At 75.0% G+C, this 12,846-nt stretch carries 12 protein-coding genes and 1 pseudogene; 5 read left to right on the top strand and 8 right to left on the bottom strand.

Annotated elements, in window-relative coordinates; translation table 11 throughout:
• Positions 1-326: 326 nt before the first annotated feature.
• The 3 genes from ACL02R_RS01035 to ACL02R_RS01025 form a co-directional block, all read right to left on the bottom strand.
• Positions 327-1,238, bottom strand: coding sequence for a GlxA family transcriptional regulator (locus ACL02R_RS01035; RefSeq protein ID WP_412794872.1), 912 nt, complete (start codon positions 1,236-1,238; stop codon positions 327-329).
• A gap of 11 nt (positions 1,239-1,249) precedes the next feature.
• Positions 1,250-1,834, bottom strand: a complete 585-nt coding sequence (locus tag ACL02R_RS01030; RefSeq protein ID WP_412794871.1) for a cysteine hydrolase family protein — start codon at positions 1,832-1,834, stop codon at positions 1,250-1,252.
• A gap of 68 nt (positions 1,835-1,902) precedes the next feature.
• A complete protein-coding gene (locus ACL02R_RS01025) occupies positions 1,903-2,727 on the bottom strand; it encodes a TrmH family RNA methyltransferase (protein WP_412794870.1) in 825 nt (274 codons plus the stop codon).
• 143 nt (positions 2,728-2,870) lie between these two features.
• Here ACL02R_RS01025 and ACL02R_RS01020 point away from each other — a divergent pair, with 143 nt between their 5' ends.
• Positions 2,871-3,470 carry a CGNR zinc finger domain-containing protein gene (locus ACL02R_RS01020; RefSeq protein WP_412794869.1) on the top strand — a complete coding sequence of 200 codons (600 nt, stop codon included), beginning with the start codon at positions 2,871-2,873 and terminating at the stop codon, positions 3,468-3,470.
• 22 nt (positions 3,471-3,492) lie between these two features.
• Here ACL02R_RS01020 and ACL02R_RS01015 read toward each other — a convergent pair whose 3' ends face one another.
• Positions 3,493-3,735: a DUF2630 family protein gene (locus tag ACL02R_RS01015; protein ID WP_362966355.1), complete on the bottom strand. Its 243-nt coding sequence runs from the start codon at positions 3,733-3,735 to the stop codon at positions 3,493-3,495.
• A 137-nt stretch (positions 3,736-3,872) separates the two neighbouring features.
• On the opposite strand from ACL02R_RS01015, the gene ACL02R_RS01010 reads away from it, so the two are divergent.
• On the top strand, positions 3,873-5,531 hold the full coding sequence (locus tag ACL02R_RS01010) for a cellulase family glycosylhydrolase (protein WP_412794868.1): 1,659 nt from the start codon (positions 3,873-3,875) through the stop codon (positions 5,529-5,531).
• Positions 5,532-5,592: 61 nt separating this feature from the next.
• On the opposite strand, the gene ACL02R_RS01005 is transcribed toward ACL02R_RS01010, so the two are convergent.
• Positions 5,593-6,861 (bottom strand): FAD-binding protein, encoded by a 1,269-nt coding sequence (locus tag ACL02R_RS01005; RefSeq protein WP_412794867.1) that lies wholly within the window; start codon positions 6,859-6,861, stop codon positions 5,593-5,595.
• Between the two features lie 1,312 nt (positions 6,862-8,173).
• On the opposite strand from ACL02R_RS01005, the gene ACL02R_RS01000 reads away from it, so the two are divergent.
• Positions 8,174-8,950, top strand: a complete 777-nt coding sequence (locus tag ACL02R_RS01000) for a thioesterase II family protein (protein ID WP_412794866.1) — start codon at positions 8,174-8,176, stop codon at positions 8,948-8,950.
• 49 nt (positions 8,951-8,999) lie between these two features.
• Positions 9,000-9,806, top strand: a pseudogene (locus ACL02R_RS00995) (aldo/keto reductase).
• Here the strand turns inward: ACL02R_RS00995 and ACL02R_RS00990 are convergent.
• Positions 9,807-10,697 carry a LysR family transcriptional regulator gene (locus tag ACL02R_RS00990; RefSeq protein ID WP_412794865.1) on the bottom strand — a complete coding sequence of 297 codons (891 nt, stop codon included), beginning with the start codon at positions 10,695-10,697 and terminating at the stop codon, positions 9,807-9,809.
• 71 nt (positions 10,698-10,768) lie between these two features.
• Here ACL02R_RS00990 and ACL02R_RS00985 point away from each other — a divergent pair, with 71 nt between their 5' ends.
• Positions 10,769-11,656, top strand: a complete 888-nt coding sequence (locus ACL02R_RS00985; protein WP_412794864.1) for a PhzF family phenazine biosynthesis isomerase — start codon at positions 10,769-10,771, stop codon at positions 11,654-11,656.
• A gap of 25 nt (positions 11,657-11,681) precedes the next feature.
• Here the strand turns inward: ACL02R_RS00985 and ACL02R_RS00980 are convergent, their stop codons facing one another.
• Together ACL02R_RS00980 and ACL02R_RS00975 are read right to left on the bottom strand one after the other, a co-directional pair.
• Entirely contained in the window at positions 11,682-11,873 is a 192-nt protein-coding gene (locus ACL02R_RS00980) for a hypothetical protein (RefSeq protein WP_412794863.1), read from the bottom strand.
• Between the two features lie 155 nt (positions 11,874-12,028).
• On the bottom strand, positions 12,029-12,691 hold the full coding sequence (locus ACL02R_RS00975; RefSeq protein WP_412794862.1) for a lytic polysaccharide monooxygenase: 663 nt from the start codon (positions 12,689-12,691) through the stop codon (positions 12,029-12,031).
• Positions 12,692-12,846: the final 155 nt, after the last annotated feature.

Here is a 12,846-nt window from a genome sequence, read left to right as displayed (position 1 = left end):
CGGACCCTGGCGGGGGGCGCGGTGCGCCGTGCGGGAGAGGCGTCGACAGGGGGGAGAGGCACGGGGGCGTGTGTCCGCGCGGATGCGCGCACCTCGGGCGACGGCAGGAACCGCTCCGGATCTTCGGCACGAGGAAAAGCGATGGCGCGGCGGTCGAGCGGGCCGCGCGGTGGACAGCGGGCGGCAACAGGCCTTCAGGCGACGAGACGGGCCGAACCGATCCATCCCGGGTGGTGCCCCTGGCGGCCCGCGCCACCATGACGATCCGCGGCACCCGTCGCTCCGGCGGCCCAGCCGTGCCGTGCCGGGGAAGGCCGCTCGTGCGGTCAGTCCCGGGCGTCGCCCGCGGCGCGGGAGCGGAGGCGGCGCAGTGCCCGCGCGTCCTGGAAGCCGACATCCCGCGCCGCGGCCTCCACGGTGGCGCCCTGCCCGATCAGGTGCTCGGCCCGTTCGAGCCGCAGCGCCGTCTGGTACGCGAGCGGCGTCAGCCCCGTCGCCCGCCGGAACAGCCGGGTCACGGTCCGCTCGCTGCACTCCGCCGCGTCGGCCAGCAGACGCAGCGGCAGCGGTTCGGTGAAGCGGGCGTCGATCAGGTCCTGCACGCGGTGCACCGTCCCGTCGACGTGGTACCGGTGCCGCATCATCGTGCTGATCTGCGCGGACGCCCCGCTGCGGCGCGCGTGGACGACCAGGGCGCGCGCCACCTGCCCGGCGGTGTAAGGACCGTGCCTGCCGCTGACCAGGTGCAGCGCCACGTCGATGCCGCTGGCGAGACCCGCCGAGGTGACGATCCGGTCGTCCTCCACGTACAGCGCGTCGGGCACGACCCGCGCCCTCGGGTACAGGCGCGCCAGCTCGTCCCGCAGGGTGTGCAGTGTGGTGCAGCGGCGCCCGTCGAGCAGCCCGGCCCTGCCCAGCGCGTCGGCCCCCGCACAGACGCTCCCGACCGTGCCGCCCGCGGCGTGGTGCGCGCGCAGACGCTCCAGCGTCCGCGCCCCCACCCGGCGCGTCGGCCCGCGCGAGCCCGGCACGATGACCAGGTCCTCCGGCGCCAGCTCCGGCCACGTCACCTCGGCGCGCACGGGCAGCCCCTGCACGGTCGCCACGTCCGGCTCCTCCGCGACGTAGTGGAGGCTGTACGGGTGGCCGAGGTCGTCCGCGGTGGAGAAGACCTGGGCGGGCCCCGCCAGGTCCAGCAGGTGCACCCGGGGGATGAGCAGGAAGACGACGCGCGGCATGAACGCCGATCCTAGAGCTGCGTCAGCTGGTCGACGGTCCTGATCGTCGCGAACCGCCCGGCCAGCACGTACTCCGTACGCGCGATGATCTCCTCCACCCGCAGCGTGCGCGGGTCGTCCATCAGCCGGGAGAACGGCAGGCGGAGCGAGGCGTCACGGTGCGGGATCGGCGTGGTCACGGTCGCGTCGATGGCGAAGTCCACGTCGAACCCGAGGTCGGACGCGATCCGCGTCGTGGTCTCGCAGCACTGCTCCGTCCGGATGCCGCACACGGTCAGCCGCCGGATGCCCCGGACGGTGAGGTACTGGTGCAGGCCGGTCGTGGTGAACGCGTTGTGCGCGGTCTTCGTGAACACCGGCTCGCTCTCCAGCGGCACCAGCCCCTCCATCAGCCGCACGTGCCCGAGCGCCGGGTCGAAGACGGTGCCCGCGCCGGGCCGAGACCCGAGGATCCACACCACCTCGTCCCCCCGCCCCCGCGCCGCCCCGACGAGGCGGCCGACCTGCGCCACGATGTCGGGCCGCGAGGCGAACTCCCAGTCGGGCATGTGGAGGAAGGACTCCTGGACGTCGATGACGATCAGCGCTCTGTTCATGCCCCCACCCTGCCGGGCGGGGGACGCGCCCAGAAGGTCCGGCCCGGTCGTCCTGCGGACCGATCCGGTCAGCGGCGCGCGCGGGACCGCTGGCGCGCCGCCTCGTACAGGATGACGGTCGCCGCGTTCGCCGCGTTCAGCGAGCTGGCCGAGCCCGTCATCGGGATGCGGACCATCGCGTCGCACCGCTCGCGCCAGGCCGTGCTGAGGCCGGTCGTCTCGTTGCCGACGACCAGCAGGACCGGGCCGGTCAGGTCGAAGTCGGCCGCGTCCACCGTGCCGTTCTCGTCCGTCCCGACGACGGTGACCGCCCGGCCCGCGTCCCCGGCGGCGGCGAGCCACTCGTCCACCTCGCGCTGCCCCGGGCTGCGCACCACGGGCAGCGCGAACAGCGAACCCGTGCTCGCCCGCACGGCCTTCGGGTCGTAGACGTCCGCCGCGTGCCCCGTGACCACCAGCCCGTGGGCGCCGAACGAGTCGGCGGACCTGACGATCGTGCCGATGTTCCCCGGGCTCGTCGGGCGGTCGAAGACGACGCCCAGGAAGCCGGGACCCACCGGGATGCGGCGCAGGTCGTCGTCCGGCAGCGCGGCGACGCCGATCAGCTCGGGCACGCCCTCGTCCTTCCCGCCCAGCTCGGCGAGCAGTCCGGGCGCCATGGCGATCTTCTCCGCCTCCACCGACGCCAGCAGCTCGCGCGCCCACGCCGTCGGCGGACGGTCCGCGTCGTACAGCAGCGCGCGCAGCGGCCAGCCGTGCTCCACCGCCTGTGAGAGGGGCCGCACGCCCTGGATCAGGAACTCCCGCTCCCGCTGCCGCGTCCTGCGGTTGGACAGCTGCGCCTGCCACTGCTGGAAACGGGCGTTACGCGTCGTGATCCGCCGAGCTGCCACGCCCAGCAGGCTACACCGGCCGCCCCCGCCCGCCGCCCCCGGCCGACGCCGGCGCCGGTCGACGGAAAATCGCTGGTCAGCCGTTAGGGGCGGTACGCTGGACCGGCCCCGCGACCACCGGCGGGCGCAGGAGGGGAGGCCCCGTGGAACGCCATCTGGCACTCGAACTGGCGAGCACCGTCCGGCACGACGGCCAGGGCGGCGTCACCGACGACCTCATCACCCCCGCCGGCCTCACGCACTGGATACGCGGCCAGGCCGACCTGCTCGACGGCACCGTGCCCGGCACGATCACCGCGGACGAGAACCTGCGCGTCGAGGTCGTCGCCCTCCGCCAGGCCGTCCGCACGCTCTTCGCCCGCGCCGTGCGCCCCGGGCCGCCCAGCCCCGCCGACGCCCACCGCCTCCTGCCCGGCGAGCAGGCGCTCGCCCGGCTCAACGACGCCGCCGCCCGCGAGCCCGTCACCCCGCGTCTCGACTGGCCGGACGACGCCCCGCCCGCCACCGTCGTCGGCTCGGACGAGCCCGACCCCGGCGTACGGCTCGTCGCCGCGCTCGCCCGCGCCGCCATCGCCTTCCTGGCCGGGCCGGAGCGCGAGAAGCTGCGCGCCTGCACGGCCCCGCGCTGCGTGCGCTACTTCGTCAAGGAACACGGGCGGCAGGAGTGGTGCAGGCCCTCCTGCGGCAACCGCGCGCGGGCCGCGCGCCACTACCGCCGCGTACGGGACGCCGCCGCGCACTGACCCGGCGGCCGCGGCGGGGGGCTCAGCTCTCGTACTCCTCGACCTCGCGCGCCGACCGCATGACGGCGCGGTCCGGGTTCTCGCCGAACTCACCGCGCGCCCTGCGCTGCCGCAGCAGGTCCCAGCAGCGGTCGAGCCCCACCTCGACGGCCGCCAGGCGGGCCCGGTCGTCCTCCGCCAGGCCCTGGCCGACGGACCGCTCGCGCAGCGCGCGCTCCTCGGCGACCAGCTCACCGACTCGGGCAAAAATGTCCTTGTCGTCCATGTGGTCAGGCTAGCCGCGTCCCCCCGGCCCGGCCATTCGGCCGCCGACGCGCCCCCTTGACGGGGTGGCGGCATGGTGCGTTGATGCATGGGAGCGCTCCCAATTCTCCCATCGATCCGACCCCGTACGGAGCCGCCATGCCCCTGCGTCCTCCCCTCCGCCGCGCGCGCCGCGCCGGCGTCGCCGCCCTGTTCGGACTCCTCGCCCTCACCCTCGGCGCCGCCCCGGCGGCGCAGGCGGACCCGGCCCCCGCCGCCGTGGGCTTCCACATCCAGAACGGCCGCCTCCTCGAAGCGGACGGCAACGACTTCGTGATGCGCGGCGTCAACCACGCCCACACCTGGTACCCGGGCGAGACCGGCTCGTTCGCCGACATCAAGGCCAAGGGCGCCAACACCGTCCGCGTCGTCCTCAGCAGCGGCGACCGCTGGACGCGCAACGACGCCGCCGATGTCGCCGACGTCGTCTCCCGCTGCAAGGCCAACCGCCTGATCTGCGTCCTGGAGGTCCACGACACCACCGGCTACGGCGAGGAGGGCGCCGCGACCACCCTCGACCGCGCCGCCGACTACTGGATCGGCATCCGCGACGCCCTCGCCGGCCAGGAGCGGTACGTCATCCTCAACATCGGCAACGAGCCGTGGGGCAACAACGACCCCCAGGGCTGGACCGCCGCCACGCGGAGCGCGATCGGCAGGCTCCGCGACGCCGGGTTCGACCACACGATCATGGTCGACGCCCCCTCCTGGGGCCAGGACTGGGCGGGCGTCATGCGCGACAACGCCCAGTCGGTCTTCGCGTCCGACCCCGACCGCAACACGATCTTCTCCGTCCACATGTACGGCGTCTACGACACGGCGGCCAAGGTACGGGACTACCTCGGCGCGTACGTGAACGCGGGACTGCCCGTGCTGGTCGGCGAGTTCGGCTTCGACCACTCGGACGGCAACCCCGACGAGGACGCCATCATGGCCACCACCCAGAGCCTCGGCCTCGGCTACCTCGGCTGGTCGTGGTCGGGCAACGGCGGCGGCGTCGAGTACCTGGACCTCGTCACCGCCTTCGACCCCGACCGGCTGACGTCCTGGGGCCGGCGGCTCTTCAACGGCGCGAACGGCATCGCCGCCACGTCGGAGGAGGCGTCGGTCTACGGCGGCGGCGCCCCCGGCGGCGACACCCAGGCGCCGACCGCCCCCGGCACGCCGGTGGCCTCGGCCGTCACGGCCACGTCCGCCGCCCTCAGCTGGCCCGCCGCGACCGACAACACCGGCGTGACCAGGTACGACGTGGTGCGCGTCGCGGGCGGCACCGAGACCGCCGCCGTCTCGACCACCGCGACCAGCGCCACCGTGAGCGGCCTCAGCCCGGCCACCTCGTACACCTTCGCCGTCTACGCCCGTGACGCGGCGGGCAACCGCTCCGCGCGCTCGGCGGCCGTCACGCTGACCACCGCGCCGGGCGGCGGCACCCCTGGCGCCTCGTGCGGCGTCGGCTACCGCGTGACCGGCGACTGGGGCGCCGGCTTCCAGGGCGAGATCGTGATCCACAACACCGGCACGGCCGCACTCACCGGCTGGACGCTCGGCTTCACCTTCCCCGACGGCCAGGTCGTCACCAACGCGTGGGGCGGCACCGTCGCCCAGAGCGGCGGCGCGGTCTCCGTCACCCCGGCCTCCTACACGGCGACGATCCCCGCCGGTGGATCGGTGACCGTCGGCTTCACCGCGAGCCGGGGCGCGGTGAACGGGGCACCCGCCGCGTTCACCCTCGGCGGCGGCGCCTGCACGCGCGTCTGAGCCCGGGACGTCCGGCGCGCGGCGGGACGCGCGTCGGACGTCAGGGACGCTCTTACGGATGTCAGCCGAGGAGCGCGTCCAGGTGCGCGTTGCGGAAGCAGCCCGCCGGGTCCAGTTCGCGCGCCAGGGCGCGGAAGTCGTCCATGCGCGCGAAGCGCGCGGCGATCTCGCCGGGCGCGGCGGTCGTCAGCTTGCCCCAGTGCGGCCGGGCGCCGAGCGGCAGCAGCAGGTCCTCGACGGCGGCCAGGACGGGCGTCACGGCGGCCGGGTCCCGGACCCAGGTGAAGTGGAAGCCGACCGAGTCGCGGCCCTGCGCCGGGCTGAGCCACAGCTCGTCGGCCGCGACCGTGCGGACCTCGGAGACCTGGAGGACGGGCGCCAGGACGTCGCCGACGCCGCGCAGCGCGGCGAACGCGGCGGGCGCCGCCGCGCGCGGCACGAACAGCTCGGACTGCAACTCCGCGCCCTTGCTCGGCGTGAACTCCGGCCTGAAGTGCGGCAGCCGCTCGTGCCACGGGCCCGGCACGCCCTCCTGCCGCGTGCAGAAGTCGGCGGGCATGCCGGGGATCGGGTGCCACTGGCCCCTGGCCGGTGTGCCGCCGAGCCAGTCGTCGCCGGTGTCGGCGGCGCCGTCGCGGTCCACGCGGCGCTTGAGCCAGACGGTGCCGAGGCCGCTGTGCCAGTCGGTGAACGTGCTGACGCTGTACGCCGCGCCCGTCACCGCGTCGAAGGCGGAGGAGACCGCGTCCAGGGGCACGTCCGTGTGGACCCACTGGGCCACCTCGAAGGCGGGCTCGATGTCGAGGGTCAGGGCGGTGACGACGCCGAGGGCGCCGAGGCCGACGACGGCGCCGGGGAAGCGCGCCGGGTCGGTGTCGCGGCCGAGGCGCACGAGGTCGCCCTCGGGGCCGACGAGTTCGAGCGCGGCGACGGCGGACGCGAGGCCCTGCTGCCCGTCGCCCGAACCGTGGGTGCCGGTGGCGACGGAGCCCGCGACGGAGATGTGGGGGAGCGAGGCCAGGTTCGCCAGCGCGAAACCGGCGGCGTGCAGCTCGGCCGCCACCTCGGCGTAGCGCAGCCCGGCGCCGACCGTGACGGTCCCGGCGTCCGCGTCCACCTCGACGCGGCGCGGCAGCCCGTCCACGAGGACCTGATCGCCGTCGGTGTCCGCGATGCGGTTGAACGAGTGGCCGGTCCCCAGGGCGCGCACGCGCCGCGCCCCGGCGACGGCGCGCCGCAGTTCGTCCAGCGACGCGGGGCGGTGCACCCGTTCTGCGCCGAAGGTGATGTTCCCTGCCCAGTTGTGCGCGGGCGTCCCGGTCGTCGTCATGGTCCGACCGTATTACGAAAGCGCTTGCTGTGGACAGGCGTGCCCGTACGTGACCTTCGCCGCCTTCCGCTGGTCACAGCCTCGGGCCCGGCGGGGTGGCCGGTGCGGGTAGGTCACAGGTCCAGGCGAACCGCCCTTCCAGGTGGTCGGGGCTGAGGAAGCCGTAGCCGTACGGGTCGTCGTCGGCCTCCGCGGCGTCACCGATGGTGAAGAGGAACTGCCAGGGCGGCCCGACCGGTGCGCGGTGGCCGGGACAGCGGGGGCGCCACCGGCATGGTCGTGCGGCTCCGCGATGGCCGGATCTCCGAGGAGGGGGCCGTGGCCGGGGGCGTCCTGCTGCTCCGGCGCACGCTCGGCCTCCGGCGGTACCGGCCCCAGGCAGCCGGGCCGCCGACATACCGCAGGCCCGCACAGGTCTTGAAGTCCTCGGCTCTCCGGACACCCGGGACACTGTGAGCCGTCGGGGGCGACGGTCCCGACAGCTACGGGACGCCGCCGTGCCGACGGGCGTGAGCGGCGCCGGCCTCATGGACGCCGCGGTCGCGGCCACCCCGGCGCAGCGCACGCCGAGCCGGACCACAAGGCTCGCGAACTGCTCGGGCGGCACGGGGAAGGGGCCGCGCACGCGGTCACCGACGCGGGAGCTGACCGCCTCGTGCGCGCTCACGCGGGACCGCCACCCGCCGCCCGCCGGAGGGTCCGGCCGTGCGCGCCGGGCGGACCGATGACCGCGAACGGGGTATTCGGCCGCCTGGCCGGACCGGCAGTACACCGTCGCCGGCCCCGGGGACGAGCCCGCCGCTGATGCTGTCCTCCTCGTGGAGGAAGAGGCAAGCCGGCCCCAACGCGTCACCGGGGACGGGGAACTGGCCGCTGAACACCAGGGGCGCCCCTGTGCGCGGGTCCAGGGGCCAGGCGGGTTCCGAAAGCCGGACGGGCTCGCCGCCGGTCTTGGCGACCGGTGCGGTGACCGGCCGCTCCGGTGCCCGGAGGACTATCTGCCGGCGCGGCGGAAAGGCCGCGTCGTACGGCCCGGCCGCCCGCCCCGTGTGACGTGTGATCATGCGGCGGACCTTACGGCACCCCACTGACAACGCCCCCTGGCCGCACGCTCCCAAGGCCCACCGTGATTCGCCCGTTCGGGTGAAGCGCCCCGCAGGCGGCGCACCAGCACCGCAGAATCGACGTGTCCCCGGCACACGACCGCCACCCCCCAACCGCCGCCCGCCGCAAGGCCGTCCACCGCCAGCACGCGAACTCGCAGTCCTCGCCCACCGCACGGGCCCGCCGCCCACCCGGAGGAAACCGCCCCATGACCCACCCCGCCGCCGACGACTCCCCCTGGCTGCGCCGCTTCCACCCGGCGAGCCGCGACAACCCCGTCCGCCTCCTCTGCCTCCCGCACGCGGGCGGCGCCGCCAGCTTCTGGCACCCCTTCTCCCACGACCTCGCCGCCACCGCCGACGTCCTCGCCGTCCAGTACCCCGGCCGCCAGGACCGCCTCCGGGAACCACCGCTGCCCACCGTCCCGGCCCTCGCCGACGCCCTCTACCCGGCCGTCCTCGCGCTCGCCGACCGGCCCCTCGCGTTCCTCGGGCACAGCATGGGCGCCGTCCTCGCGTTCGAGATCGCCCGCCGCCTCGAACGCGAGGATGGCATCACCCCCGCCGCCCTCTTCGCCTCCGGACGCCGCGCCCCCGGCACCCACCGCACGGAGACCGTCCACCTGCGCGACGACGCCGCCTTCCTCGCCGAACTCCGCACCCTCGCCGGGACCGACCCCCGCGTCCTCGGCAGCGACGAACTGCTGCGCATCGTCCTCCCCGCCATACGCGCCGACTACCGCGCCATCGAGACGTACCGCTACGTCCCCGGCCCCCCGCTCAGCTGCCCCCTGCACATCCTCACCGGCACCGACGACCCCCGCGTCAGCGCGCCCGAGGCGGACGCCTGGCGCGAGCTGACCACCGGCCCGTTCACCCTGCGCCGCTACCCCGGCGGCCATTTCTTCCTGACGGAGCACCAGGCGGCGATCACCAGGACGATCACGACGGTCCTCGACGGAGTCGCCACCGGCCGCCCGGCCTGACGGCCACCGCTCTGCTACCGTGGCGGGCCGAGCGTAGGGGAGTCGCGGCTTGACCTCGGACACCGGCACGTTCCTGATAGGCGGCGACCTCGCCGTACGGCGGCTCGGCTTCGGAGCCATGCACCTGTCGGCCGCACCCGGCGCCTAACGCGCCGCGTCCCTCGCGGTCGCCCGCCGCGCCGTCGAACTGGGCGTCACCCTCATCGACACCGCCCACCTCTACGGCGGCGGCGCCAACGAGGAACTCCTCGCCGAAGCCCTGCACCCGTACCCGGACGACCTCCTCGTCACCACCAAGGCCGGTGTCGTCCGCTCGCCCGAGACCGGCGAATGGGGCTACGACTCCCGGCCCGCCGCCCTGCGCGAACAGGTGGACCACGCCCTGCGCCGCCTCCCCGTCGAGCGGATCGAACTCCTCCAGCTCCACCGCATCGACCCCGCCGTCCCCCTCGCCGACCAGATCGGCACCCTCGCCGACCTGCGCGCCGAGGGCAGGATCGGCCGGATCGGGCTGTCCGAGGTGACCGCCGCCGAACTGGCGGCGGCCCGCGAGGTCACCGCCATCGCCAGCGTCCAGAACCGCTACAACCTCCTGGACCGCGAGCACGAGCCGGTGCTCGACGCCTGCGAGGCGGCCGGCATCGCGTTCCTCCCGTGGCGGCCCGTCGCGTGGGGCGGGGCGGGCGCCACGCCGACGCAGGTCATGCTCGCCTGGCTGCTCGCCCGCTCGCCGGTCGTCCTCCCCATCCCGGGCACCAGCCGCGTCGCGCACCTGGAGGAGAACGTGGCCGCCGCCGGCGTCCACCTCACCGCCGCCCAGTACACCCGGCTCGACCGCCTCGCCGCCACCGCCTGATCAGGCCGCCGCGAACCCGCGGCGCACCTCGTCCACCACCGCAAGCACCGCGGGTGACGCCCACCGGCTGCGGTGCCGCACCAACTGAACGGGCACATCGGGCACGGCCGGGCCGTCCACCACGGCCAGGCTCCCGTCCCGCAGCCCGCCCGCCACGCACGCGCGCGGCAGCAGCGTCAGCCCGAGCCCGGCCGCCACGCACGACCGCGCCGCCTCGATGCTGCCGAAACGCGTCAGCCGCGGCGGCTCGCCCGGCAGCGCGAGCAGCCGCCGGGCCAGCCGGTCGCTGTACGAACAGCCCTGCTCGTGCAGGAAGAACGGTTCGGCGGCCAGCTCCTTCCACGTCGCGCGCCGCCCCGGCACCGTCAGCGGATGCCCCGCCGCGGCCACGAGCACCAGCGGCTCCGCGCCCACCGTCTCCGCCGTCAGGTCGGCGGCCCCCAGCTGCTCCTCCAGCAGCAGCGCCACGTCCAGCCGCCCCGCGCGCAACCCCTCGACGCCCGCCTCCGTCCCCGCCGCGTACAGGTGCACGTCGATCCCGGGATGGCCGCCGCGCAGCGCCGCGACCACGCCCGGCAGCCGCGTCGAGCAGAGCGTCTCCCCGGCGCCGACCACGACGCGACCGGCCGCAGGTCCGCCCCCGGCCGCCGCCGCGCGCAGCCGCGTCTCGGCGTCCAGCACGTCCTCCGCGCCCGCCAGCAGCCGCCGCCCGGCGGACGTCAGGCGCGCCCCGCGCGGCAGCCGGTCGAACAGCCGGGCGCCCAGCTCCTTCTCCAGGGTCCTGATGTGGACCGTCACCGTGGACTGGGACAGGTGCAGCTCGCCCGCCGCGGCGGTGAAGTTCCCGGTCCGCGCCAGCACGGAGAAGGTCCGCAGCAGCCGTGTGTCCATGCGGAAATCCAATCGATCGGATCGGGAACCATCGTTTCCCATCATCGCGCGGCGGTGGCAGCGTGGACGCCATGAGCCCCGAACACGCCCCGCGGACGGACGTCCTGCGGTACACCGCCTTCACCACCGATCCGGCGGGCGGCAACCCCGCCGGTGTCGTCCTCGACGCCGCCGCACTCGACGACGCCGCGATGCTCGCCGTCGCCGCCGAGGTGGGCTACTCCGAGACCGCCTTCGTCACCGCGCGGGACGAGGCACGCCGCCGCTTCACGCTGCGCTACTTCAGCCCGCTCGCCGAGGTCGCGTTCTGCGGGCACGCGACGGTCGCGACCGCCGTCGCCCTGGCCGAACGCCTCGGCACCGGCGACCTCCTCCTCGACACCCCGGCCGGGGAGATCCCCGTCCGCACCGCCCGCGACCCCGGCGCCCCGGACGGCCCGGTGCGGGCGACGCTCACCAGCGCCCCGGCGTCCTCCCGCCCGGCGACCGCCGCCGAACGGGACGCCGCCCTCGCCGCCCTCGGCTGGTCCGCCGCCGACCTCGACCCCGCGCTGCCGCCGCACGTCGCGTCCGGCGGCGTCCACCACCTCGTCCTCGCCGCGGCGACCCGCGCCCGGCTCGCCGACCTGGCCTACGACTTCGACGGGCTGGCCGCCGTGATGCGCCGCCACGGCTGGACGACCGTGCACCTCGTGTGGCGGGAGAGCGACCGCGTCTTCCACGCCAGGGACCCGTTCCCGGTGGGCGGCGTCGTGGAGGACCCGGCGACCGGCGCGGCGGCGGCGGCCTTCGGCGGCTATCTGCGGACGCTCGGGCTCGTGACCGGGCCGGTCCGCCTCACCATCCGCCAGGGCGAGGACATGGGCCGCCCCTCCGAACTCACCGTCGAGACCGGCCCGGACACCCCCCGCGTCCGCGTCTCGGGCCAGGCGGTCCCCCTGCCGGACGGCGCGCGCTGAACGTGCGCGGCGCCGCGTGTCCCCGTCAGGCTGTCTCGAAGACGCTGTGTTCCTGGAGGTCCGGCGCGTGGCGCGCGACCACGCGGTAGTCCGCGTCGTCGTGCAGGACGACGAGGCCGTGGTGCGCCGCGGCCGCGGCGACCATCAGGTCCACAGCCGAGGCACTGCGGTGTTCCCCGCTTCGGGCCATACGGCGCTGGACGGCAGTCTGCGTCACGGACACGCTTCACCTCCCGTAGTCATGGGTCGTGTATATCCGAGCGTGCATCCACATCCGCCCGGCCACTCGTGTGACGTGAGCAGGACAACGAGGTGCCCCGCCGGGCATGGTGGTGACCGGCGGGGCGGGGGTGGAGCGGATGGGGGCTACGGTCAGCCGAAGTCCACGTCACTGCACAGGTAGTAGACCTGGTCCATGTGCGAGGCCTTCCAGATCGTGTACACCACGTGCCGGCCGGAGTAGCCGGAGGTGTTCACCTGTGCGCTGTAGACGCCGGTCGTCGGGTAGCTGCCGGTGGTGGTGATCAGGTCCAGGTCGTTCCACTCCAGCGGCTCGGTGACAGGGTTGTAGCCCTGCTTGCTGACGTAGATCCGCAGGTAGTCGGCGCCGTGCCTGGCCTGGTCCTCGATGCGGACCGTGAAGTTGTCGTTGACGGCGGTGGTCCGCCACGCGCCCGGCGTGTCGAGGGCGTTGTAGCGGCCTCCCTCGGTGTGGCCGCCGCTGCACAGCTGGCCGTTGGGGATCTGGGCCTGGTGCTGGCCGCCGACGTTGTTGCGGTAGAGGCCGTTCCAGTTCCACATGGCGTTCGGGTCGGCCTGCCATGCCTGCCAGCACATGGGGTCCTGCTGCTGCATGGCCGGGTTGAGGTGGTCGCTGCCCCAGCGCAGCCAGCAGCCGTAGTTGCGGGACGCGGGGTCGACGACGGAGCCGTGGGCGTTCGCGGTGCCCGACATCGGGACCATGAAGAGCATCGCGGCGAACGCCATCAGCAGAGTGCGCAGTGAGCGGCGCGTGGACTTGGTGAGATGACGCATGTGTGCGGTCTCCGCCTTCCGGGGTGATTGGGGGTTGCCGGGGGGGTGGGAGCGCTCCCATGTTTGCCCTGGCTTTACCCGGCGTCACCTCGGCGAAACACGCCGTTCTCGCGGCCCGGCGCCCTGCCCACCCCCTGAAAAGCGGGGCGCGGCTG

The organism is Streptomyces sp. MS19 (assembly GCF_047200595.1).
Lineage (GTDB): Bacteria > Actinomycetota > Actinomycetes > Streptomycetales > Streptomycetaceae > Streptomyces.
This window is presented reverse-complemented; position numbering and strand designations above follow the sequence as displayed.

Bases quoted from the DNA above. Each gene is read 5' to 3' on its own strand.
- ACL02R_RS01015 (WP_362966355.1), bottom strand. From the start codon at position 3,735: ATGGACGACAAGGACATTTTTGCCCGAGTCGGTGAGCTGGTCGCCGAG.
- ACL02R_RS00975 (WP_412794862.1), bottom strand. From the start codon at position 12,691: ATGCGTCATCTCACCAAGTCCACGCGCCGCTCACTGCGCACTCTGCTG.
- ACL02R_RS01010 (WP_412794868.1), top strand. From the start codon at position 3,873: ATGCCCCTGCGTCCTCCCCTCCGCCGCGCGCGCCGCGCCGGCGTCGCC.
- ACL02R_RS01035 (WP_412794872.1), bottom strand. From the start codon at position 1,238: ATGCCGCGCGTCGTCTTCCTGCTCATCCCCCGGGTGCACCTGCTGGAC.
- ACL02R_RS01000 (WP_412794866.1), top strand. From the start codon at position 8,174: ATGACCCACCCCGCCGCCGACGACTCCCCCTGGCTGCGCCGCTTCCAC.
- ACL02R_RS01030 (WP_412794871.1), bottom strand. From the start codon at position 1,834: ATGAACAGAGCGCTGATCGTCATCGACGTCCAGGAGTCCTTCCTCCAC.
- ACL02R_RS00985 (WP_412794864.1), top strand. From the start codon at position 10,769: ATGAGCCCCGAACACGCCCCGCGGACGGACGTCCTGCGGTACACCGCC.
- ACL02R_RS01005 (WP_412794867.1), bottom strand. From the start codon at position 6,861: ATGACGACGACCGGGACGCCCGCGCACAACTGGGCAGGGAACATCACC.
- ACL02R_RS00990 (WP_412794865.1), bottom strand. From the start codon at position 10,697: ATGGACACACGGCTGCTGCGGACCTTCTCCGTGCTGGCGCGGACCGGG.